Here is a 22,202-nt window from a genome sequence, read left to right as displayed (position 1 = left end):
GTCCATCCAGTGGTCCGTCCGACTCTTTCACGGTCGCTGTCCCTTCGATAAGAATCTATGTACCCCGGCAGATCCCTGGATTTCGGGAGCCGAGCTTATTTTGTCAGAGCCGGATGATGTGCTGAGTTCTGCTGGAACCGAACCTTCATCCTTACCGCCAACGGTATGGGAGTTGAGACACGTTTTCAAACATTTGTTCGATCGTGTCTCGACAAAGTTCGTCAATAAGTGCTAAAAATAAGAAAGCAGCAATTCGAAGATAGGTTCGAACGAAACAGGCCAGTCCGGTTTCTGCTCGAACACCACCTTCAACCGCCGCGGTTGGTTCGGTTTGAAACCCGGATTCGAATGGACTGATTCGAGAGCACAGAGAGGTCTATCCATGTCTGTCATCACCACACACCAGAATGTCCCCGCTGCCGAGAAGGTTGCGGGTAAGCTGCGACTCACCCGCAGGGGCAGGCTCCTGCTGGTCGGGTTGCCGATTGTTCTGCTGGCATCGGCCGTCCTGATGCTGTCAGGATTCTTCAACTCGCCCGCCAAGGCAGCGGCCGAGGGCGGAGAGGTCACGCAGACCGTCAGCGTCAGCGTCGCTGCCGGGGAAACCATCTGGCAGATCGCCACCGAGTTCGCTCCCGAGCGCGACCCGCGCGACGTGGTCTCCGAGATCGTTGAACTCAACAGCCTCGGTACGTCAGTTCTTCAGGCCGGGCAGCAGCTGGACGTCCCGACCAACCGGTAAGACCCTTGCGAAGCACGGGACTGTTCTCGAAATCCCAGTGAGCCACGACAGCCCGGCCAGCCAGTCTCGGCTGCCGGCAGCAGGCAGCGAAGGGCCAGTCAGTGCCCCGCGGATTCTGCTCTGATGCGGCTCGGAGCATAACCTTGACAGGTGAACGAACAGTTTGAGCGGTTGAGCCGGTTGCCCCTGCGCGATGATCTCCGGGGGAAGCACCCCTATGGGGCTCCCCAGTTGGACGTGCCAATCCTGCTCAACGTCAACGAAAACACCTATGGGGTGCCCGACGACGTGAGACGGGCGATTGTTGACGCCGTTAGTCGGGAAGTTGGCGGCCTGAACCGCTACCCCGACCGAGAGTTCAGCGAACTACGGTCAAATCTCGCGCGCTACCTCGGCCACGGGCTGACCGCCGCTAACCTGTGGGCCGCCAACGGTTCCAACGAAGTGCTGCAGCACCTCCTCCAGGCCTTCGGCGGCCCCGGCAGGTCGGCGATCGGCTTCCCCCCTACTTACTCGATGTACCCCCTGCTCGCCAGCAGTACCGGCACCCGCTACCTAGCCGGGGAAGGCAACGGCACTTTCGACCTGGGCGCGGAAGACGCTGCACGCCAGGTACAAGAGTCCGGCGCCAATGTCGTGTTCCTGTGCTCGCCCAATAACCCGACGGGGACCGCTTTGGGTCTGGACGTGGTGGAAGCGGTCTACGAGGCAAGCGAGAAGGCCAACGCCATTGTGATTGTCGACGAGGCCTACGCCGAGTTCGCCCACGCCGATACCGTCAGCGCACTGACCTTGTTGGAGGGCCGGGAGCGCCTCGTGGTGTCCCGAACCATGAGCAAGGCCTTCGCCATGGCCGGCGCGCGGCTCGGCTATCTGGCATCGGCACCGGAGGTTGCGGACGCGCTGCGCCTGGTCCGGTTGCCTTACCACCTCTCAGCTATCACGCAGGCGGCGGCCAACGCGGCCCTGACCCACTCGGTCCAGCTGCTCGCCAACGTGGAAGACATCAAAACCCAGCGCGACCGGATCGTCGACAGTCTCCGAGCGCTGGGCCTAACCCCCGTGCCCTCGGACGCCAACTTTGTGCTCTTTGGAGGGCTTGAGGATCCGCACGGGACCTGGCAGGGCCTCCTGGCAGCGGGGGTGCTGATTCGCGACGTTGGCATCCCAGGCCACCTGCGGGTCACCGCCGGCACCGAGATGGAGACCACAGTGTTCCTCGACTCCCTCAGTGCCCTGCTGGGCAAAACCGTCTCCTAGACTGGTAGGAGGCCGTTCGATGCGACACCCGAATGATGCAGCTACCGTCACCCATCCGCTACGTACCAACCGAAGGATAGCCATGAGCGTGGAAACCACCGCCCGACGCACCGCGAGCCGGGAACGGACCACCAGCGAATCGTCGGTGTTCGTCGAACTCGATCTTGACGGCACCGGACGCGCGGAAATCAGCACCTCCGTGCCCTTCTACGACCACATGCTCACTGCGCTGGCCAAGCACTCGCTGATCGACCTCACGGTCCGGGCCACCGGAGACACGCACATTGACGCCCACCACACGGTCGAGGATGTCGCCATCACCATCGGTGAAGTGCTCCGCGAAGCCCTCGGCACGAAGGCGGGAATCCGGCGGTTCGGCGAAGCGACAGTTCCCCTGGACGAGGCACTGGCCAACGCCGTCGTCGACATTTCAGGCCGGCCCTACCTCGTCCACACGGGCGAACCTGCAGGCCAGGAGTACCACCTGATCGGCGGGCACTTCACCGGTTCGCTCACCCGCCACGTCTTCGAAGCCATCACCCTGCACGCCCAGATCTGCCTGCACATGACGGTCCTGGGCGGACGCGACCCCCACCACATTGTGGAAGCCCAGTTCAAGGCCTTTGCCCGTGCGCTTCGCGCCGCAGTGGAGCCGGACCCACGGGTGGACGGGATCCCGTCCACCAAAGGGGCACTATGAGCGCGCCACGCGTCACAGTCCTCGATTACGGTTCAGGCAATATCCGCTCAGCCGTGCGTGCCCTTGAGCACGTCGGCGCCGAGGTTACGCTGAGCGCCAAGCCCGACGACGTCCTGAACGCCGACGGGCTGGTGGTGCCCGGCGTGGGGGCCTTCGCCACGGTAATGAAGGGACTGAAGGACGTCGACGCGCTGCGGATGATCGGTCGGCGGGTGGCCGGCGGCCGGCCGGTCCTCGGAATCTGCGTCGGACTCCAAATCCTCTTCGATGACGGTGTTGAGCATGGCATCAGGACCGAAGGGATGGGCGAATGGCCGGGCACCGTTGAGCGGCTCCAGGCCGACGTCGTTCCCCACATGGGCTGGAATACTGTGACAGCACCCGAGGGGTCAACACTGTTCGACGGCATCGAAGAGGAGCGGTTCTACTTCGTTCACTCCTATGGAGTACAGCAGTGGACGTTCGACGTCACCCAACCAGCGATGAAACCTCCCATGGTGACCTGGGCGGACCACGGCGGACCGTTCATCGCGGCGGTCGAGAACGGGCCGCTGAGCGCCACCCAGTTCCACCCCGAAAAGTCCGGCGACGCCGGCGCGCGCCTGCTCTCCAACTGGTCGGCGGGGTTGCGGTAGCCATGTGGAGCATAGTGCTGATGGGTCTATCCGGGCTGCTGATCGGCGGGGCCATCTCCTTCCGGCGGCAGGAGTTGCCCAAGGCCCTGATTATCAGCTTCTGGGTGCTGGCGGGAATGGCACTACTTGCCGCCTACCTCCTGACCTTGACCGACCTCTGATTATCGAGACATCCGACAGCTACGAAAGAGTCACCACCCGATGAGCCCTTTTACTGAATCGCCCATTCTTGAACTGCTCCCCGCCGTTGACGTCGTCGACGGTCAGGCCGTCCGCCTGGTCCAGGGCGAGGCCGGCAGCGAAACCGGCTATGGGGACGCCCTCGAGGCGGCCCTCGCCTGGCAGCACGACGGCGCGGAATGGGTGCACCTCGTGGACCTCGACGCAGCGTTCGGCCGTGGCTCGAACCGTGAGCTACTCAAGCGCGTCGTCAGCGAACTTGACATCAAGGTTGAGCTGTCCGGAGGTATCCGCGACGATGCTTCCCTCGACGCGGCCCTCGAACTCGGCGCGCACCGGGTGAACCTCGGTACCGCCGCCCTGGAGCACCCCGAGTGGACTGCGGCCGCCATCGCCCGCTACGGCGACAAGATCGCCGTCGGGCTGGACGTCCGCGGCACCACTCTCGCGGCACGCGGGTGGACCGAAGAGGGCGGTGACCTCTGGGAGGTTCTGCAGCGCCTCGAGGATGCCGGCTGCTCCCGGTACGTGGTCACGGACGTCACCAAGGACGGAACCCTCCGCGGCCCGAACCTGGAGCTGCTCCAGCAGGTGCTCGAGCGGACTTCGCGCCCCGTGGTCGCGTCCGGCGGAATTTCCAGCCTTGACGATCTCGCAGCGCTGCGCCAGCTGGTACCGCACGGCCTGGAAGGGGCAATCGTGGGCAAGGCCCTCTACGCCGGCGCGTTCACGCTGCCCCAGGCACTTGACGTCGCCGGCCACCCGGAGCCGCGGGTGTGAGCGAGCGGCACCTGCCGGCGCACATTGCTGCGGCCCTGGCGGCCAACACCACCGATTCGGCGGGCCAGCCGTGGGAGGGCCGTGACCTGAGCGGCGACGGAAACCCGCTGCACAACTTCGACGACGACGACGGCGCCGCACCGCCCGCCTACACCGAGGCAGTTGACCGGCTGCGTGCCGGCGCGGGCGATGAGGCAAGTGTGCTGGCCGCCCTCGCCGGGGTTCGGGTCTTCGTCCCGGTGATGGCCCAACTTGCAGAAGATAGCGAAGCCGCCCAGCAGCACAACGGGCCGGCGGGGGACAGAGTGGGTGACAAGCCCGGGGACAAGGAAGCCGACATGGCCCTTGTGACACTGAAGGCCCCCGACGGGCGGACCGCCTTACCGGTCTTCAGCTCGGCGGCCGCCCTCACAGCCTGGCATCCCGACGCCCGGCCCGTCGCCGTCTACGCACCGCGCGCCGCCCTGTCGGCAGTGGCTGACGGGTCGGAGTTGCTGGTGATCGACCCGGGCGCATGTTTCACGTTCGTGGTGCGGCGCCCTGCCGTCTGGGCGTTGGCCCAGCAGCTTCCGTGGCAGCCCGCCTACAGCGACCCGCGGGTCGCCGACCTGGTGGCCCAGGCCACCGCGGAGGAGCCGGCAATTCTACGGGTCGCATTGAGCCCCGGCAGCGGGGTCCCGGCCCGGGCGGCAGACGGTACACTGACATCCGGTGGCGGCCCGGGCCCAGAGGTACGGCTCCAGGTGACACTGCGCGGCGGGTTGGATGAAGACGCCGTCCGTGCTGTGGTCCAGGGACTGCAGGACCGACTGCGGAGCAATAGAGAATTTGTGGAACGGGTCGACTCTCTCGAAGTGGTCCTGACCCGCTGAGCATGTGCGGGCAGACCCGCAGAAAAGTGAACCACGTGAATTTTGCCCTCTACCGGGACCTGCTACGCATCGTCCCGGTGCGGCGTCTGCTGATCGTCGGCATGATCGCCCGATTCCCGCATTCAGCGGCAGGTGTCCTGCTGACCCTCCACGTTGTCCAGACCCTCGACCGCGGGTACGCGGAAGCCGGTGCGGTGGCGGCCCTCCTGACCATCGGCATTGCCGTGGGAGCCCCATGGCGGGGACGCCGGGTGGATAGTGCCGGGCTGCGGAAGGCGCTGATTCCCTCGGTCGTCGCCGAAGCCGTGATCTGGTCCGTCGCCCCGCAGCTGTCCTATGAGTGGCTGCTCCTTGCTGCGCTGATCGGTGGGCTGTTCACCCTTCCCGCGTTCTCGGTGGTCCGGCAGTCCCTCGGCGTGATGGTGACCGGGGAGAAACGCCGGACGGCGTTCACCCTGGACGCGATTGGCACCGAGCTGATCTTCATGGTGGGGCCGGCTTTGGGCGTTGTACTGGCCACGCAGGTCTCCACAGTGCTCGGACTGACACTGGTGGGGCTGGCCACCGCCGGGGCTGGCCTGTTCCTGATGTGGTTCAATCCGCCGACCCGGAGCGAACAGCTCGGCGCCGTTTCCCCCGCACCGACCGAGGCTGAGGACGGGGCGGCGGCCGTTGGCGCCCTGGTCGCCTCGGCGCCTGCGCATGTGGGCGAGGCATCCGCCGAACTGTACCCAGGAGTGCACTCCTCCCGTGGACGGTTTGCGTTGAAGGAGCGGGTCGCGGGCAGTTTCACCTGGCTGACCATTGCCGTGGCAGTGGTCATGGTGGTCGCTGCGGGCGCCGGGATGGTGCTCGCAGGAACCGAGGTGGGCATCGTCGCGGCTCTCGAGGAGTCGGGACGTGAGGGCGAACTGGGACTGGTCTTCGCCGCCTGGTGCGCTGCCTCGGTGGTCGGCGGGCTGATCTACGGGGCGTTGCATCGACCGGTGTCACCGCTGCTCCTGCTCCTGCTGATGGGCCTGTTCACCATTCCGATGGGGTTCGCCGAGAACACCCTGACCCTATGCCTCCTGTCCATCCTGCCGGGACTCCTGTGCGCGCCGGTCCTCTCCGCAGCGTCGGAGCGGGTGGCGGACCTCGTGGTGGAGGAACGCCGCGGGGAGGCGATGGGATGGTACGGCTCGGCGCTGACCTCGGGGGTCGCCCTCGGCGCCCCCCTGGCAGGGATCACCATTGACACGGTGGGGCCGTCTGCCGCCTTTACTACGGTGGGCGCGGTCGCCGTCGTGATCTGCCTACTCGGTCTGGGTGCACAGCAGGTACGACGACGACGACGGCGCTAGCTGCCGCCCGTGCCTGCCGCCGCCCGTGCCCGCTGCGGCCGGGGCGCCGCGGTGGGGCTGACGGCGACGAAGACTAGTTGACCGCGCCGGTGAACTTCTCGCCGGGCCCCTTGCCGGGGGCGTCCTGGATGATCGATGCTTCACGAAACGCCAACTGCAGTGAACGGAGGCCGTCGCGCAGCGGGCCGGCATGCTGGCCGCCGATCTCCGGTGCCGCTGCTGTCACAAACCCGGCCAGAGCCGTGATGATTTTGCGGGCCTCATCCAGGTCCTTGAGTTCCTCGGCGTCGTCGCCTTCGGCCAGCCCGCACTTCACGGCGGCGGCGCTCATCAGGTGCAGTGCGGAGGTCATGATCAGCTCCACGGCGCTGACCTCGGCGATGTCGCGCCGGACCTGCCGGCCGTCGTCATCGGCTGTCTGAGCCAGGGGATCCTGGCTCAACGGCTCCCCGGCGGGGGCGCCGCTGGTCCCGGGTGCCTGGAAGATGTTGCGTGCGCTGTCTTGATTACTGGCCGGAGTGCTCATGCTGGTAAGCTTGTCACAGACCGACTGGAGGTCGGTATTTTTTGTGCCCGCATGGGCCATGAAAAAGATCACTCCAGTCTGCAAGCGGAGTTTCTCCCACCCGCGATTGCCAGGTGTTTCGTTGCGAAGCATGGTGGCAGCCGGGTTAGGTCGGTACGTACTGTCTGAGGTAGTCATCTCACCAGTGCGGCTCCACAGCATTGTGGAGCCTGCCGATCATTGAGGCCTCTGATTGCATGTGCAGTCGGGGGCCTTCTTCGATTGCACGAGGTGAGACTTCCTAAGATTTCAGGAGCAACACATTAGCGAGCCAAGAATCAATGATCGTATCCGCGTCCCTGAGGTGCGGTTGGTAGGACCTGCGGGCGAACAGGTAGGCATCGTCCGTATTGAGGATGCTCTCCGTCTTGCCTCCGAGTCAGACCTTGATCTTGTTGAGGTTGCACCGCAGGCCAAGCCTCCGGTAGCCAAGCTGATGGATTTTGGCAAATACAAGTATGAAGCCGCTGTGAAGGCTCGTGAGGCGCGCAAGAATCAGACGAACACGGTTCTCAAGGAGATCCGGTTCCGCCTGAAGATTGACACTCACGACTACGAGACCAAGCGTGGACATGCGATGCGCTTCCTGGGTGCCGGTGACAAGGTCAAGGCCATGATCCAGTTCCGCGGACGTGAGCAGCAGCGACCCGAGATGGGCATCCGCCTGCTGCAAAAGTTTGCCGAAGACGTTGCCGAGGTCGGCATCGTGGAGTCAACTCCACGCATCGACGGGCGCAACATGGTCATGGTTATCGGACCGGTCAAGAACAAGGCCGAGGCCAAGGCTGAGGCGCGACGCGCCACCCAGCGTGCCGACGCCAAGGCCGCGAACGAGGCAGTGAAGGCTGGTACCGAGAAGCTCGACACCACCCCGGACAAGGCGCCCATGACGCAGAGCCTCGCGGACCTGCTCCCTGATGGCTACTCGACCACGGCTTCCCAGGAGGCAGCCGAAAGGGCTGCCGCGCAGGAAGTGATTGCGGCCGAAGTTGCAGCGAAGGAAGCTGCGGCACAGCAAATCGTCGACCGTAAGAAGGCCGTTCAGGACAAGGCCGATCAGGAAGCCGCAGCAGCTGAAGCCGCCCAGGCAGCCAAGGCTGCCGAGAAAGCTGCGGCCGAGGCGCCCAAGACTCCGGCTAAGGCACCCGTCAAGGCAACGGAGAAGCAGGCAGCGGAGAAGCCAGTAGCGGTTGCAAAGCCGGTCGCGGCGCCGAAGCCCGTGGCAGCTCCTAAGCCGACGGCCATGCCGAAGCCCGCAACACCAAAACCTGCCAGCAAGGCGGCTCCCCGGAGCGCGCCGAGCCGGCCTAAGCCAAGCACCTCCGACTAGGGTTCACCCCCGTCGGAGCCGCCAGGCGCCCGAATAAGCCCGCAGGCACCCCCGCGGGTGCCGCACGAGCCACCTGCAATCGTGGGTGGAAACCAAAGGAGATCGGTTCTCATGCCGAAGATGAAGACCCACAGCGGTGTCAAGAAGCGCTTCAAGCTGACCGGAAGCGGCAAGCTCAAACGCCAGCAGGCCAACCGCCGCCACTACCTGGAGCACAAGCCCTCCACGCTGACTCGCCGTCTCGGTAGCGACAAGATTGTTTCGAAGGCCGATACCAAGGTCATCAAAAAGATGCTCGGCATCTAACTCACCCAAACCACTTAACCGGGGCTACGCCAGTCAACTGCTCACAGCAGGACGGTGTGACACTACAATCCGGTAGATCTACTGAAGGAGTACGCACGTGGCACGTGTGAAGCGGGCGGTAAACGCCCACAAGAAGCGTCGGGTAATTCTCGAGCGGGCGAAGGGCTACCGCGGGCAGCGTTCACGCCTGTACCGCAAGGCTAAAGAACAGCTGCTGCACTCATTTGTCTACAGCTACGGCGACCGCCGCAAGCGTAAGGGTGACTTCCGTCGCCTCTGGATCCAGCGCATCAACGCCGCATCCCGCGCCAACGGCCTGACCTACAACCGTTTGATTCAGGGCCTGAAGGCCGCTGAGATTCAGGTTGACCGCCGGATGCTGGCCGAGCTTGCAGTTTCCGATGCCAATGCGTTCTCCGCGCTGGTACAGATTGCCAAGAACTCCCTGCCTGCCGACACCTCGGCTCCGGCCGGCGCTCAGTCAACAGCTGCCAAGACACCAGCGAAGGCATAACCCTCTCCGTTTTCCGGCCTGACCGGATTACTGGGAATATCAGTACATGAATAACACCGGACGCCCTGCGGCACCCCCCATGACCAACCCCCGAGCTGATCGGGTGAAGGAAGTGGCACGGCTCGCAGGGCGTCCGGCTCGTTTAAGGCAGGGCCGGTTCCTCGCCGAGGGCCCGCAGTCCGTCCGTGAGGCGTTGACCCTGCATTCAGCCCGCCGGGCTGCCGGCGCGCCAGCAGTGATCGAGGAGCTCTTCATCACCGAGGAGTGCCTTGAACGCCACGCGGAGCTCGGCCTGTTCGAAAATCAGCCGGCACCGCGGCTCGTCACGGAGGAAGTCCTGGCCGAAATGTCCTCCACCGTGACCCCGCAGGGCGTGATCGCGGTGTGCGCCTTCGTCGATGTGTCGCTCGACGCAGTACTCGCCGATGAGCCCCGGCTGGTCGCGGTGATGGTTGAAGTGCGCGATCCCGGCAACGCCGGGACCATCCTGCGGGCCGCCGACTCTGCGGGCGCCGACGCGGTGGTGCTGACGTCGTCGAGCGTTGACCTGTACAACCCGAAGGCTGTCCGGTCCACCGTCGGTTCGCTGTTCCACCTGCCCGTGGTCCTGGGCGCTGACCTGGATCTGGTCCTCTCATCCTTGCGGGACCGCGGCATCACGGTGCTGGCAGCCGACGGGTATGGCGACGTCGACCTCGATGTTCTGCAGGAGGAGAGCGCGCGACGCCGGTTGGCGCCGGCATCAGCCGACACCACCGAGGTGAAGGAAGCGCAGCTCGAGGCACCGACGGCGTGGCTCTTCGGCAACGAAGCACAGGGGCTGCCCGACGTCGTCCTCAAGGGCGCCGACCACCGGGTGGCCGTACCGATCTATGGGCGGGCCGAGAGCCTTAATGTGGGGACTGCGGCGACCGTCTGCCTCTACGCCTCAGCGCGGGCGCAGCGCCTCAGCTGACGGTGACCCGTTCGGGCGCTCGAACAGCCTCGGAGCGACGGTCCATGCGCCCACTGACCAGCGCGACGGCGAGGCCGACGACAGCCAACACCGCACCGACAAGAGCCGGGGCCGTGTAGCCCCAGCCGGCGGCAATCACTACGCCGCCGAGGAACGCGCCCAGGGCGTTAGCAACGTTCAGGGCCGCGTGGTTCAGGGACGAGGCGAGCGACGGCGCATCCGGGGAGACGTCGAGCAGGCGCACCTGGAGCGAGGGGATCAGCATGGCACCGATCGCTCCGACCAGGAACACGAACAGCAGCGCGGTTGGCGCCCACTGGACGGCGAACGAGAACGCCACCAGCGCCACGGCAATCACGCCCATCACCCAGTAGATGGTGCCCATCACCGAAATGTCGGCCAGGCGGCCACCGACAATGTTTCCGGTCACCATACCGAGCCCGTAGAGGGCGACGACGAAGGGCAGGGTGGTCTCGGGGAGTCCTGTCACTTCGGTCATGGTCGGGGAGATGTAGGAGTAGACGGCAAAGAAGCCACCGAAGCCGACAGTCCCGATAAGCAGCGTCATCCAGACCTGGCCGCGCTGCAGCGCACCGAGCTCCCGCCGGATACTGGCGTTCTGCAGGACCTTCTGGTGTGGGACGCTGCGGGAAATCATCCAGATCGTGACCAGTCCGATGACGCCGACCAGCAGGAACATGGTCCGCCAGCCGAACATCTGACCCAGCCAGGTGGCAAACGGGACTCCGATGACGTTGGCGATGCTGAGCCCCAGCATCACCATGGCGACGGCGTGCGCGCGGCGTGTCGGGGCGGATAGGGAGGCGGCGATGACCGCGGCGATACCAAAGTAGGCGCCATGCGGCAGGCCCGACATGAGGCGGGAGAACAGGAGCCAGCCGTAGTCAGCGGCGAAGTAGGAGGACAAGTTGCCAACGGTGAACAGCATCATCAGGCCGAGCGCCATCCCCTTGCGGGGGAGCCGGGCGCCGAGCGCTGCAAGGAGTGGAGCGCCGACGACGACGCCGATCGCGTAGGCCGAGATCACGTGTCCACCCTCGGGAATGGAAATATTGAGATCGCCCACCATCTCCTGCAGAAGTCCCATGATGGCGAACTCAGTGGTGCCGATGCCGAAGCCGCCCATCGCGAGGGCGATGATGGCAAAGTTCAGCTGACGTGGAGTCAGGGCGGTGCTTCGGGCGTCAGACATGGAACTCGTTTCGGCGGCTGGGGGTGGTGTGGGGGCATGCGTCTGTTAGGCGCAACGCAGCGACGCCGTTGTCTATTTCAACTGTAGCGCCGTAGGCTCCGTCGGCGCCTGTTGTGCTGTCCCTCGCGTCGGTCCTCCCAGTACTCGATGTATAGGGAAGAGGATGCCGATCCGCCTGCCCCGGTGTGCCAGGTTGGCAGCACCACGCTCAAGTACCAGTTGCGGGCGATCGAGGATCTTGTCGCCTGGCTGTCCGCTCAGGACGGATGGGTTCCGCTTGGCGCTGCCGATGATAGCAAGCCGGCGCCCAACGGGTCGGTCGAGGCGTGGGGCCGGTCCGAAGGCAACCCGGTGGCCGGCTGGTACGGCCTCCGGAAGGGCTACCGAGGACGGTTCGGGATGTACCTGCCGCCAATCCCTGAAGAGTTGGGGTTGGTAGAACTCACCCATGACAAGCGGAACAACCAGCTGCGAGCCCGGTAGGAGTGGTTCGACGTGAGGCACCCGCCCGCTACACTCGGTTCGTGCCTGCTGAGAAGTTACCGCGCCAGATTGTCGGCGCCGCGATTGTTGATTCGCTCGACCATCCCACCTGGCTGCTCGCTGCCCGCCGGACCACTCCCGAGCAGTTTGCCGGGATGTGGGAATTCCCCGGTGGGAAAGTCGAGGCGGGGGAGTCGGATACCGAGGCCCTGCATCGTGAGTTGCTTGAGGAGCTCGGGGTGACAGTGGTGCTGGGCGCCGAAGTGGGAGGACCTCTTCCTAGCGGTTGGCCCCTAAACGAGGGTGCCATCATGCGGGTGTGGCTCGCCGAGGTGACCACGGGCGAGCCGAGGCCGCTGGAGGATCATGACCTCCTCACCTGGGTTCCCCTCGCTGGTTCACCCGCACTGGTGGACCTCGCGTGGATCCCGGCGGATCGTCCCATTGTTGACGCACTGCTGGCCCTGGTTGCTGCGCCGCTCTAGAACAGTGTCGGCTCCGGGCCGGCTGCCAGTGATGGTGAGGATGCCCCTACCGGGGGACTGCCGCCGCCGTCGTTGGACACCCCCGGTTCGAGCTCTCTGAAAAACTGGGCCCCGGAGGTGAACCCATGGTTGGCCCGGTGGTGCCGGATACGGCCGGACAGCCAGGTCCGGTACTCCTTCGACGCGTAACTTCCGCCGCGGTAGAGCCGCTGATAGCGCCCCACCAGCGCAGGGTGATTGGCGGCCAACCAATCCATATACCACTCGCGGGCGCCGGGACGCAGATGTAGTGCGCCCGCCGAAACGCCCGTCGCACCGGCAGTTGCCAGCGCACCAAACAAGGCATCCAATGACTCGTCGCTGTCCGTCAACCAGGGCAGGATCGGCATGGCCAGGACGCCGCAGGGAAGGCCCGCGTCCCGCAATCGGCTGACCAGCTCCAGCCGGGCCTTGGGGCTCGGGGTGCCGGGCTCCACCGCATGGGCCAACACTGGATCGATGATCGCCAGGGAGATGCCCATCCCGATCTGCACTGCGGAGGATGCTTTTTGCAGCAACGGGATGTCCCGTGCCAACAGCGTGCCCTTGGTGAGGATGGAAAACGGGGTTCCGGAATCGGCCAAAGCGGAGATGATGGCGGGCATCAACCGGTAGCGACCTTCGGCCCGCTGATACGGGTCGGTGTTGGTGCCCATGGCCACGTGCTCACGCCGCCACGACCGGCGGGATACTTCGCGGCGTACCACTTCTCCGGCATTCGTCTTCACCACCAGCTGCGAATCAAAGTCCAGTCCGGTGTCCAGGTTCAGGTAGCTGTGGGTCTTCCGGGCGAAGCAGTAGACGCAGGCGTGCGAGCATCCCCGGTAGGGGTTGATGGTCCAGTGGAACGGCATGCTTGAGTCGCCGGGCACCTTATTGAGTACCGATTTGGCCAGCACCTCATGGAAGGTGATGCCAGCGAATTCGGGCGTCCTCACGGTGCGGACCAGCCCGCTGAGGGGGAGTAGCGCCTCCTGCGGACCGGGCGCCGTCGTCGTCGTACTTTGACCAACCCATCTCATGAATACAGTAGAACACATCTTCGAACTTATTCGAAGGAAGTCGCGGCTATTAGGCTTGAGCCACGCTCAGTCATCTCCCCGAAAGGACTCCATGCCGCTCGACGTCGAAAGTCTGCGTTCCCACTTCCCCTCCCTGTCCTCGGGGATCGCCCACTTCGACGGTCCGGGCGGAACCCAGACGCCCAGCATCGTCGGACAGGCCATCGCCGACACCCTGACCAGCCCGCTATCCATCAGGGGGACCTCGGTCGCATCCGAACGGAACGCCGACGCGGCCGTGCTCGGATTCCGGTCGGCCCTGGCGGATTTCCTCAACGCGGATCCGCTCGGAATTGTCTACGGCCGCAGTGCCACGCAGCTCACCTATGATTTCGCCAGGCACCTCAGCGCCGGGTGGGGGCCGGGCGACGAGGTGATCGTGACCCGCCTTGATCATGACTGCAACATCCGACCATGGGTCCAGGCTGCCGAGCGTCAGGGTGTGACAGTCCGGTGGATGGGTTTCGATCCAGCCACCTCCGAGCTTGACCTCGACGAACTGGCGGCTGCCCTGAGCCCCCAAACCCGGCTGGTCGCCGTCACCGCAGCGTCCAACCTCCTCGGCACCATGCCCGACATTCCGGCGATCGCGACGCTGGTGCACGACGCCGGGGCCCTCCTGTACATCGACGGGGTCCACTACGCAGCCCATGCCAGCGTCGATGTGAAGGCGCTCGGAGCAGACTTTTTCGTCTGCTCGCCCTACAAATTCCTCGGACCGCACTGCGGCGTCCTCGCCGCAGAGCCGGCGCTGCTGGAGACGTTCACCCCGGATAAACTGCTACCCTCCACCAACGCCGTGCCCGAACGTTTCGAACTCGGGACCTTGCCGTACGAGATCATGGCCGGCGCGACGGCGGCAGTGGACTTCATCGCCTCACTGGGCACCAGCGACGGGTCGCGCCGGCACCGTCTCGTAGCCGCCCACTCCGACATCGGGCAGCACGAGTCGTTCCTCCTGCACCTCCTTGAGGCTGCGCTCGCGGATTTGCCGGCGGTGACGGTCCACTCCCGCGCCGCCGCCCGGACCTCAACCCTGTTGCTCACCGTCGACGGCCACCCCGCCGTCGACGTGAGCCGGTTCCTCGCCGCACGGGACATCCTGGTGCCAGCCAGCAACTTCTACGCCATCGAAGCAGCGGGCGTGCTGGGGTTGGGGGAGGCTGGCGGATTACGAGTGGGGCTGGCGCCCTACACGAACCTCGACGAGGTACAGCGGTTGATTGAAGGGCTGAAGGCGTGCCTCGCGTGACCCGCCCGGCCTTCCGACCCAGAAAAGTGGCCCACCCGCAGGCTAGCTGTGGGGCAACCACTCAGGTGCGGCTCCGCCACTCATCTGGGACGGCGCCTAGGCTTGACCCATGATCCTCCTCACCGGATTCCAGCCGTTCGGCGGCGAAGCGAGCAACCCGTCGTGGCAGGCGGCCGAGCGGGCCGCCGCACACCTGAGCCAGTCCGGCGTCGAAGCGGTCGCCGTCGAACTGCCCTGTGCCTTCGGCGAAAGCATCGCGACCCTGCGCGCCGCAGTTCAGCTGCATCGCCCCGCCCTGGTGCTGTGCGTGGGGCAGGCGGGCGGACGGTCAAGGATCTCCCTCGAGCGGGTAGCGATCAACATCGACGACGCCCGGATCCCCGACAACTCAGGCAACCAGCCCATCGACACCCCGGTCCGGGCCGACGGTCCCGCCGCCTATTTCTCCACCCTGCCCATCAAACAGGCACTGCAGGACCTGACGGACTCGGGCATCGCCGCCGAGATCTCCCAAACCGCTGGCACCTACGTCTGCAACCACGTGTTCTACGGGCTGATGGACCTGCTGGCGACGACCCCCGACGGCGGCGCCCGCGGCGGGTTCATCCACGTCCCCTACTCGTCGGACCAGGCCGACGCCCACGGGGCACCCGGCATGCCCGTCGCCGACATGGCGGCCGCACTCCGCCAGATCGCGCTCACCAGCCAGCGGACGACGTCGGATCTTCGGCTGGCAGCGGGCGCCGAACACTAGGATTCTCGTCATCGCGCGTGCATCAGAAGGTAGGTGCGGACGAATGCCGTGACACGAAAAAAGCGCCGTTAGCCCTCAAAAGGAACGGCTAAATCTATGAAAATCGAACACAATTTCGAATAAAATTGGGTATGAGCATCACCCACCTGGATTCTGAACCTCGACCAGCCGAAGCGGTGTCGTCCCTGCACAGAAATCTCCTCGCGTTGGCCGGGAATTTTACGGGCAGGTCGTGCCTTATGAGCAGGCTTGAGCTGGCCAATACCGTCGCTGCTGTAGAGGAGCTCTCCCGGGCAGTGGAGTACCTGCAGATTCTCGGAGCACATGCCGTGGACCAGCAGAATATCGCGGCGACGGGGGAGTCCGGCCAAACAATCAGGTGGAGCATGCCTGGTGTGGAGGGTGGCTCCCCGCGGGGCGAGTTTCGGGATACGGCCGACTATTTGCGGGCAAGGCTGCTGATCGGACGGTCTGAAGCGCGCCGAAGGCTCCGGCTCGCGGCAACCGTCGTGCCTCCCAGGTTCCTCAACGGCTCAAGTGGTACGCCGCGGCTGCAACATCTCAGCACAGCGATGGCCGCCGGTGAGGTCGGAGGGCGAGCGGCCGCGCTGATTAGCGATAGTGTCGAGCGGGTGCGTCCGGCTGCCACCACACCGCAGGCGCGTGGAATGCTGGTGGCCATGGAGCAGGCCTTGACCTCGCAGGCCGCTGAGTCAGACACAGACGTCCTGGCAGTGGTGGCCCGGCACTGGGAAGCAGCGATTGACCAGGACGGAAACGAACCCAGCGACGAGCTGTTGAAAAGTCGGCAGGGGGTATTTCTCCGCGGGCTGCACCGGTTGGAGATCACTGCCACTGAAGGACAGTTCGAGGTTCTCTCCACTGTCATGAACACAGCCACCAATCCCCGGATAGCAACGAATCGCCAGCAGGGCGCGGATCAAACGCAGGACTCGGTACCGTCGGCGTCGGCGGCGGCGGCGCGGTGCTGGATCCAGACGCCGAGCCCATCGTCGATTGGCGGACCCGGGCACAACAACTGCTTGACGGCCTGGTTGGCGCCTGTCGGATTGCGCTGGCAACAACCAAACTGCTCGCTACCGGCGGCCATCGGCCTCAGGTGATGGTGACCGTAGGCTTCGAGGAACTAGCGGGGAGGGTCAACGGAACCGGTCATGCTGTGTTTGCCGGGCCAGTCAGTCCCGCTACCGTCCGCCGAATTGCCTGCGATGCGGACATCGTCCCGATGGTGCTGGGTGGAAAGGGCGAAATCCTCGGCGTCGGTAGGGTCAAGAGGTTCTTCGGACCGGGCCTCCGCAGAGGGCTGGTCGCACGTGACCAAGGCTGCGGATTCCCGGACTGCACCATCCCGGCGGTGTGGTGCGAAGCCCACCACATCATTCCCTGGTATGCCAAGGGTCGAACCTCCATCGACAACGGGGTGCTTCTGTGCGGCTTTCATCATGATCTGGTCGAGCAGGGTAATTGGGAGATCAAAATGCGTCAGGGCATCCCATGGTTCATTCCCCCGCCCTACCTAGATCCCGGTCGGAAGCCGCGGCGCAACTGCTATCGCCATGTCAGCATCACGCAGATGACGGCACACGCCCGGTTCCGGGACCCCTGGGCCGGTGATTAAGGACCGCCCTTGCCCTGGTAACACGAGCTGTCGAGGCGAGATGCTGCGCAAGGTGTCGGTCCCGCATCACAAGTTCGTTTATTCAGCAGGCTCGATGCGCCAGCTCACTGTCACGCTGCAGACGACGGCGGCCTCGCCGGGAGTAACCGGCATTGACGAATCCTCGGCCATCATGGTGCGCATCCCGGGGCGGGGTACAGCCCCCGCCTCTTCGGTAATAGTTTCCACGCCACCGAGAGCGCACCCAGCCAGGTTGGCCCACCGTTGAGCCCGGTCACGTGCATCCCGCCACGCAGCGTCCTGGGCCAGGGTGGCCCTGTCCGCCGGATCGGAGAACCCGAAGGCCAGGGAGGTGATGCGGGCGTCGTCGCCGCCGGCGTGCACCACGGCGTCGAGGACCGCCGAGGCGGACGCGAGGTCGTCGATCGTCACCGTGAGGTCCTGCGAGGCAACGTAGCCGGACACTTTCTGCTCCTGGTTCTCGGCCCAGTGAATGTCAGCCCGCAACCCAATCTGGCGGGTGGCCCGAGTCAAAGAGGGGAAGGCGAAAGCGTCGAGGGCGTCAAACACCCGCGACGCTGCGTCTGCGGCCCGCAGATAGGCGTGCGGGGCCGTGGGTCGGCGTACCTCCACGCCGACGTCGAGGTGGAGTCGGTCGGGTACACCACTGACCGAGCCTGTACCGGTAACCGTGATGGTTGGAACGTCGGGGCTGGACATCATGATGGTCCCCTTTTCGCGAAGACGGCGGAAAGTGATGTGGCAAGCGGCCGCACGGGCCGCTGAACATAGCCGCCATCGGCCAATCCCGCCCGGCGTTCAAAAGTATTCGCTGACGCGGGATCGCCGGTACGCAGGAGAGAAAAAGCCGCCGCCCCGAAGTAGAGGGGGAGGAAGGGTAAACCCAGGCACGCCGCATACTGGGTGCTGTGCCGGGATTCATGGGCCAGCAGTGCTGGGCGGGGTGTCCCCTCCGAAGCCGACGCGCGGAACAGAATCACGTTCCCCACCGTGAAGGCGCTCGCGACCGGCAAGGTGCCGGTGTAGCCGAAGGCCAAAAGTAGACCGGCCGGGCCACTGCGGACCTCGCAGCGCTTCGCTGTCGCAAGGGCAAGCCCCGCCGCCGTGGACAGGTTCATCCAGTTGAGCAGCCATCGCATTCTGTGGGCCGGGACCATGGAAGTCATCCTAGTACGTGGGTCCCGGCCGCCCATTGGGGACTCAGCGCCGGTGTTAGCTAGACTTGCACCGTCTGCCAACGGTCACCGGATCCGCGGTGAAACACCAGTTGCCCACCACCACTGAAGGTATGAACATCCCGATGTCTGACTCCATACAGCCGGGCGGACCCGCCCACGCGACGTCCGCCGTCGTCGACGTTCCTTCGCCACTGGATGCGGAGGCCATCGGCGCGACAGTCGACCGCGCGCTCGCCGACATCGCCGCCGCGGCGGATCTTGACGCGCTCAAGCAGGTCCGGATCGCCCATACCGGTGATAAATCTCCGCTCAGCCTGGCGAACCGGGGCATCGGCGCCCTCGCCAAGGAGGAAAAGGCAGCTGCGGGCAAGAACATCGGCCCGGCCCGCGGCAAGATCAACGCTGCGCTCGCCGCCCGCACCACCGCACTGGAGACCGAACGCGACGCCCGCATCCTGATCGAGGAGGCGGTGGACGTGACGGCCGCGCCGCGCCGTCGTCGTGCTGGGGCTCGCCACCCGCTGTCCACCCTGCAGGAACGGGTCAGCGACATTTTCGTCGGGATGGGCTGGGAGATCGCCGAAGGCCCCGAGCTGGAATCGGAATGGTTCAACTTCGATGCCCTGAACTTCAAGCCGGACCACCCGGCCCGCGACATGCAGGACACCTTCTTCGTGGACCCGCCCGAGGCACACCTGCTGCTCCGCACCCACACGTCGCCCGTCCAGGTGCGCTCCATGCTGGAACGCCCCCTGCCGCTCTACGTGCTGTGCCCCGGCAAGGTGTTCCGCACCGATGAGCTCGATGCCACCCACACGCCCGTGTTCCACCAGTTCGAAGGCCTGGCCATCGACCGGAACCTCAGCATGGCTGACCTCCGCGGCACGCTGGAGCATTTCGCCCGGCTGATGTTCGGCGACGACGCCCAGATCCGGTTGCGACCCAACTTCTTCCCGTTCACCGAACCGTCAGCCGAACTCGACATCTGGCACCCCGGCGCCAAGGGCGGCCCGCAGTGGATCGAGTGGGGCGGCTGCGGCATGGTCCACCCCAACGTGCTGCGTGCGGCGGGCATCGACCCGGAGGAATTTTCCGGGTTCGCCTTCGGTATGGGTATTGAACGCACTCTGATGTTCCGCAACGAGGTCGGCGACATGCGGGACATGATTGAGGGCGATGTACGGTTCAGCGAGCACTTCGGGATGGAGATCTAGGCATGCGTATTCCACTTTCCTGGTTGCGTGAATTCGCACAGGTCCCGGCTGGCGCCACCGCCGAAGACGTAATGGCCGAACTGGTCAAGGTTGGCCTGGAGGAAGAGGCGGTCCACCGTCCGACCGACACCCTGTCCGGCCCCGTCGTCGTCGGCCAGGTCCTCTCCGTCGTCAAGGAACCGCAGACCAACGGCAAAACCATCAACTGGTGCCAGGTCCGCGTGGTCCCCGAAGGTCAGGCCCAGACGCTAACTACCGAGGGCATCGACCCGTCGGGGGTGCAGGGCATCGTCTGCGGCGCCCACAACTTCGTTGAGGGCGACAAGGTGGTGGTCACCCTGCCGGGTGCGGTGCTGCCCGGCGACTTCCGCATCGCCGCGCGCACAACCTACGGCCACGTCTCAGCCGGCATGATCGCGTCGGTGCGCGAACTCGGCATCGGCGACGACCACGACGGCATCCTGGTGCTCGCCACCCTCGGACTGGATCCGGAGGTCGGCTCCGACGCAATGGACCTGCTCGGCCTCTACGACCAGGCCGCCGAAATCAACGTCACCCCGGACCGCAGCTACTGCTTCTCCATCCGGGGGGTCGCCCGCGAGTACGCCCACGCCACCGGGACCACCTTCACCGACCCGGCATCCCAGGTTACAGCTCCTGCAGGAATGTCCGGGGGCTACCCGGTCACGCTGGGCGACGAGTCGCCGATCTACGGCAAGGCGGGCTGCGACAGGTTCGTCGCCCGCACCGTGCACGGCGTTGATGCGACCCGTCCCACGCCGCCGTGGCTGACTTCCCGGCTGCGCCTGGCGGGGATCCGCTCCATCTCCCTGCCCGTCGATATCTCCAACTACGTGATGCTCGAACTGGGTCAGCCCACCCACTGCTACGACCAGGACAAGCTGACCGGTGGCATTGTGGTCCGCCGGGCAACGCCAGGCGAGACGCTGAAGACCCTCGACGATAAGGTTCGCACGCTCGACGACGGGGACCTTCTGATTGCCGATGCGTCGGGCGCCATAGGGATCGCCGGGGTCATGGGCGGCGCCGACACCGAGGTCTCCGACACCACCACCACGGTGCTGATTGAGGCTGCGCATTTCGATGAAGTATCGATCGCTCGCTCACGCCGCCGCCACAAGCTGCCGTCCGAGGCGTCCAAGCGCTTCGAACGCGGGGTGGACTGGCAGGTGGCAGGCATCGCCGCGCAGCGCGTGGTCGACCTTCTGGTCGAGCTCGCCGGTGGCACCGCTGACGACGCCGGAACCGATGTTGGCACCGAGCCCGACGACGTCGTCATCGACCTGCCCGCCGGGTACCCGGCCGGCCGGATCGGAATGGACTTCACCGATGAGCAGATCACCGGTGCCCTGACCGATTTGGGGGCCGTGGTGGAAGCGCACGACGGCGGTCACACCGTCACGGCGCCAAGCTGGCGGCAGGACCTGCAGATCAAGGACGACCTCACCGAGGAGATTGCCCGGCTGGTGGGCTACGACAAGATCCCGTCGCGGCTCCCCGTCGCGCCCCCTGGTAGCGGCCTGTCCCGCGTCCAGGTGCAGCGCCGCCGGGTGCTGCAGGCGCTGGCCGACGCCGGACTCACCGAGGTGCTGTCCTACCCGTTCGTGTCACTGGACAGCAACAACACCTTCGGGTCCGCCGACGCGACGGAGCGACCCTCCGTCAAACTTGCCAACCCGTTGAGCGCCGAACTGGGCTACCTGCGCCGCTCGGTCCTGCCGGGCCTGATCGAGGTCGCGAAGCGAAACCACTCACGCGGGTTCCGCGATCTGGCGCTGTATGAGGCCGGCCTGGTATTCCTGCCGCAGGAGACGGTCGGTAGCCGGAGCATTCCGGTGCTCGGCGCGCGTCCGTCGGAGGAAACCCTGGACGGCCTCTATGACGGGCTGCCCGATCAGCCGCTGACCATTGCTGCAGTCTTCACCGGCAACGATTCCCCAGCCGGCGCCAACCACCAGCCACGCGCATGGGACTGGGCCGACGCCCTGGACACGGTCCGGCTGATGGCCGACGTCGTCGGCGTGGACCTGGACATTTCCCAGGGCGAGCACCAGGTGTTCCACCCGGGCCGCACCGCCCGCATTGGGCTGCGGACCGGGGAACTGCTCGGCTACGCGGGTGAGTTGCATCCGAAGCTCGTCGCCGCCCATGACCTGCCTCCTCGGACCGTCGCTGTGGAGATCAACGCGGACCTCTTGTTCGACGCCGCGCCGGATGTGATCGTCGCGAAGCACCTCTCGACATTTCCCGCCACCACCCAGGACGTGGCACTGGTGGTCGACGGCGGGCTGCCGGCCGACGTCGTGCTGTCGACCCTGCGCGAGGGTGCGGGGGAGCTCCTCGAAGACGTGCACCTGTTTGATGTGTACGACGGCGCGGGAATCGAGGACGGGCACAAGTCACTTGCCTTCGCCCTGCGGTTCAGGGCGCCGGACCGGACCCTGACCGCCGAGGAGGCTAGCGTCGCCCGCGACGCGGCAGTCCACCTGGCCGCCGAGCGCCACGGCGCCGTTCAGCGCTAAACCTGGGGGCGAAGGCCGTGCACGTCTGCCCAGGTACTCCGGCCCAAAGTGCAGAACCGGGGGGGGGTGGGGGAAAAACGCCAAGGGACAGACAAGAAAACGGGCAAAACCGCACAGGGTTCGGGAACAAGAAGGACT

Annotated in this window: 25 protein-coding genes; 20 read left to right on the top strand and 5 right to left on the bottom strand. The window is 65.6% G+C overall.

Annotated features, from left to right (window positions below):
- Nucleotides 1-382: 382 nt before the first annotated feature.
- From ACX80G_RS12345 to ACX80G_RS12310, 8 genes are all read left to right on the top strand, one after another.
- On the top strand, nucleotides 383-742 hold the full coding sequence (locus tag ACX80G_RS12345) for a LysM peptidoglycan-binding domain-containing protein (protein WP_459307941.1): 360 nt from the start codon (nucleotides 383-385) through the stop codon (nucleotides 740-742).
- Between the two features lie 150 nt (nucleotides 743-892).
- The gene (locus ACX80G_RS12340) at nucleotides 893-2,002 is read left to right on the top strand and encodes a histidinol-phosphate transaminase (protein WP_459307940.1); all 1,110 of its coding nucleotides are present in this window, start codon (nucleotides 893-895) and stop codon (nucleotides 2,000-2,002) included.
- A gap of 82 nt (nucleotides 2,003-2,084) precedes the next feature.
- Nucleotides 2,085-2,702: an imidazoleglycerol-phosphate dehydratase HisB gene (hisB, locus tag ACX80G_RS12335; RefSeq protein WP_459307939.1), complete on the top strand. Its 618-nt coding sequence runs from the start codon at nucleotides 2,085-2,087 to the stop codon at nucleotides 2,700-2,702.
- Nucleotides 2,699-3,337, top strand: a complete 639-nt coding sequence (gene hisH, locus ACX80G_RS12330; RefSeq protein WP_459307938.1) for an imidazole glycerol phosphate synthase subunit HisH — start codon at nucleotides 2,699-2,701, stop codon at nucleotides 3,335-3,337. Before hisB ends, hisH begins: the two co-directional genes overlap by 4 nt.
- 2 nt (nucleotides 3,338-3,339) lie before the next feature.
- Nucleotides 3,340-3,498 (top strand): CG2302 family histidine operon protein, encoded by a 159-nt coding sequence (locus ACX80G_RS12325; protein ID WP_459307937.1) that lies wholly within the window; start codon nucleotides 3,340-3,342, stop codon nucleotides 3,496-3,498.
- 40 nt (nucleotides 3,499-3,538) lie between these two features.
- Complete coding sequence (gene priA / locus ACX80G_RS12320; RefSeq protein ID WP_459307936.1) at nucleotides 3,539-4,297, top strand: bifunctional 1-(5-phosphoribosyl)-5-((5-phosphoribosylamino)methylideneamino)imidazole-4-carboxamide isomerase/phosphoribosylanthranilate isomerase PriA; 759 nt, start codon at nucleotides 3,539-3,541, stop codon at nucleotides 4,295-4,297.
- A complete protein-coding gene (locus ACX80G_RS12315) occupies nucleotides 4,294-5,169 on the top strand; it encodes an SseB family protein (RefSeq protein ID WP_459307935.1) in 876 nt (291 codons plus the stop codon). The genes priA and ACX80G_RS12315 overlap by 4 nt, the downstream gene beginning before the upstream one ends.
- Nucleotides 5,170-5,204: 35 nt before the next feature.
- Nucleotides 5,205-6,512, top strand: a complete 1,308-nt coding sequence (locus ACX80G_RS12310; protein ID WP_459307934.1) for an MFS transporter — start codon at nucleotides 5,205-5,207, stop codon at nucleotides 6,510-6,512.
- Between the two features lie 73 nt (nucleotides 6,513-6,585).
- On the opposite strand, the gene ACX80G_RS12305 is transcribed toward ACX80G_RS12310, so the two are convergent.
- Nucleotides 6,586-7,038: a DUF1844 domain-containing protein gene (locus tag ACX80G_RS12305; protein WP_459307933.1), complete on the bottom strand. Its 453-nt coding sequence runs from the start codon at nucleotides 7,036-7,038 to the stop codon at nucleotides 6,586-6,588.
- Nucleotides 7,039-7,381: 343 nt separating this feature from the next.
- Here ACX80G_RS12305 and infC point away from each other — a divergent pair, with 343 nt between their 5' ends.
- The 4 genes from infC to ACX80G_RS12285 all read left to right on the top strand — a co-directional run bounded on the left by infC (nucleotide 7,382) and on the right by ACX80G_RS12285 (nucleotide 10,182).
- Nucleotides 7,382-8,407 carry a translation initiation factor IF-3 gene (infC, locus tag ACX80G_RS12300; protein WP_459307932.1) on the top strand — a complete coding sequence of 342 codons (1,026 nt, stop codon included), beginning with the start codon at nucleotides 7,382-7,384 and terminating at the stop codon, nucleotides 8,405-8,407.
- A 111-nt stretch (nucleotides 8,408-8,518) separates the two neighbouring features.
- On the top strand, nucleotides 8,519-8,713 hold the full coding sequence (gene rpmI, locus ACX80G_RS12295) for a 50S ribosomal protein L35 (protein ID WP_019483418.1): 195 nt from the start codon (nucleotides 8,519-8,521) through the stop codon (nucleotides 8,711-8,713).
- A 97-nt stretch (nucleotides 8,714-8,810) separates the two neighbouring features.
- Nucleotides 8,811-9,227 (top strand): 50S ribosomal protein L20, encoded by a 417-nt coding sequence (gene rplT, locus ACX80G_RS12290; RefSeq protein WP_459307931.1) that lies wholly within the window; start codon nucleotides 8,811-8,813, stop codon nucleotides 9,225-9,227.
- Nucleotides 9,228-9,273: 46 nt separating this feature from the next.
- Nucleotides 9,274-10,182 carry a TrmH family RNA methyltransferase gene (locus ACX80G_RS12285; protein ID WP_459307930.1) on the top strand — a complete coding sequence of 303 codons (909 nt, stop codon included), beginning with the start codon at nucleotides 9,274-9,276 and terminating at the stop codon, nucleotides 10,180-10,182.
- Here the strand turns inward: ACX80G_RS12285 and ACX80G_RS12280 are convergent.
- A complete protein-coding gene (locus tag ACX80G_RS12280; RefSeq protein WP_459307929.1) occupies nucleotides 10,175-11,395 on the bottom strand; it encodes an MFS transporter in 1,221 nt (406 codons plus the stop codon). The two genes, ACX80G_RS12285 and ACX80G_RS12280, sit on opposite strands and share 8 nt — an antisense overlap.
- A gap of 183 nt (nucleotides 11,396-11,578) precedes the next feature.
- Between ACX80G_RS12280 and ACX80G_RS12275 the strand changes: the two genes are divergently transcribed.
- Nucleotides 11,579-11,878 (top strand): DUF6855 family protein, encoded by a 300-nt coding sequence (locus ACX80G_RS12275; protein ID WP_459307928.1) that lies wholly within the window; start codon nucleotides 11,579-11,581, stop codon nucleotides 11,876-11,878.
- Nucleotides 11,879-11,919: 41 nt separating this feature from the next.
- On the top strand, nucleotides 11,920-12,363 hold the full coding sequence (locus tag ACX80G_RS12270; RefSeq protein ID WP_459307927.1) for a (deoxy)nucleoside triphosphate pyrophosphohydrolase: 444 nt from the start codon (nucleotides 11,920-11,922) through the stop codon (nucleotides 12,361-12,363).
- On the opposite strand, the gene ACX80G_RS12265 is transcribed toward ACX80G_RS12270, so the two are convergent.
- Entirely contained in the window at nucleotides 12,360-13,424 is a 1,065-nt protein-coding gene (locus ACX80G_RS12265; RefSeq protein WP_459307926.1) for an Rv2578c family radical SAM protein, read from the bottom strand. The genes ACX80G_RS12270 and ACX80G_RS12265 overlap by 4 nt on opposite strands.
- 91 nt (nucleotides 13,425-13,515) lie before the next feature.
- Here ACX80G_RS12265 and ACX80G_RS12260 point away from each other — a divergent pair, with 91 nt between their 5' ends.
- The 4 genes from ACX80G_RS12260 to ACX80G_RS12245 all read left to right on the top strand — a co-directional run bounded on the left by ACX80G_RS12260 (nucleotide 13,516) and on the right by ACX80G_RS12245 (nucleotide 17,108).
- Entirely contained in the window at nucleotides 13,516-14,715 is a 1,200-nt protein-coding gene (locus ACX80G_RS12260) for a cysteine desulfurase-like protein (RefSeq protein WP_459307925.1), read from the top strand.
- Between the two features lie 109 nt (nucleotides 14,716-14,824).
- Complete coding sequence (gene pcp, locus ACX80G_RS12255; protein ID WP_459307924.1) at nucleotides 14,825-15,469, top strand: pyroglutamyl-peptidase I; 645 nt, start codon at nucleotides 14,825-14,827, stop codon at nucleotides 15,467-15,469.
- 239 nt (nucleotides 15,470-15,708) lie between these two features.
- A complete protein-coding gene (locus ACX80G_RS12250) occupies nucleotides 15,709-16,593 on the top strand; it encodes a DUF222 domain-containing protein (protein ID WP_459308046.1) in 885 nt (294 codons plus the stop codon).
- Nucleotides 16,479-17,108, top strand: coding sequence for an HNH endonuclease signature motif containing protein (locus ACX80G_RS12245; protein WP_459308045.1), 630 nt, complete (start codon nucleotides 16,479-16,481; stop codon nucleotides 17,106-17,108). The genes ACX80G_RS12250 and ACX80G_RS12245 overlap by 115 nt, the downstream gene beginning before the upstream one ends.
- 78 nt (nucleotides 17,109-17,186) lie before the next feature.
- Here ACX80G_RS12245 and ACX80G_RS12240 read toward each other — a convergent pair whose 3' ends face one another.
- Together ACX80G_RS12240 and ACX80G_RS12235 are read right to left on the bottom strand one after the other, a co-directional pair.
- Nucleotides 17,187-17,831, bottom strand: a complete 645-nt coding sequence (locus tag ACX80G_RS12240; RefSeq protein ID WP_459307923.1) for an SIMPL domain-containing protein — start codon at nucleotides 17,829-17,831, stop codon at nucleotides 17,187-17,189.
- Nucleotides 17,828-18,295, bottom strand: a complete 468-nt coding sequence (locus tag ACX80G_RS12235) for an eCIS core domain-containing protein (protein WP_459307922.1) — start codon at nucleotides 18,293-18,295, stop codon at nucleotides 17,828-17,830. The genes ACX80G_RS12240 and ACX80G_RS12235 overlap by 4 nt, the downstream gene beginning before the upstream one ends.
- A gap of 134 nt (nucleotides 18,296-18,429) precedes the next feature.
- On the opposite strand from ACX80G_RS12235, the gene pheS reads away from it, so the two are divergent.
- The gene (pheS, locus tag ACX80G_RS12230) at nucleotides 18,430-19,521 is read left to right on the top strand and encodes a phenylalanine--tRNA ligase subunit alpha (RefSeq protein WP_459307921.1); all 1,092 of its coding nucleotides are present in this window, start codon (nucleotides 18,430-18,432) and stop codon (nucleotides 19,519-19,521) included.
- Nucleotides 19,522-19,523: 2 nt separating this feature from the next.
- Nucleotides 19,524-22,064: a phenylalanine--tRNA ligase subunit beta gene (gene pheT / locus ACX80G_RS12225; protein ID WP_459307920.1), complete on the top strand. Its 2,541-nt coding sequence runs from the start codon at nucleotides 19,524-19,526 to the stop codon at nucleotides 22,062-22,064.
- Nucleotides 22,065-22,202 lie beyond the last annotated feature (138 nt).

The organism is Arthrobacter glycogeni (assembly GCF_054510815.1).
Note: the sequence above shows the minus strand (reverse complement) of the source record. Positions and strands in the feature narration are given on the sequence as shown.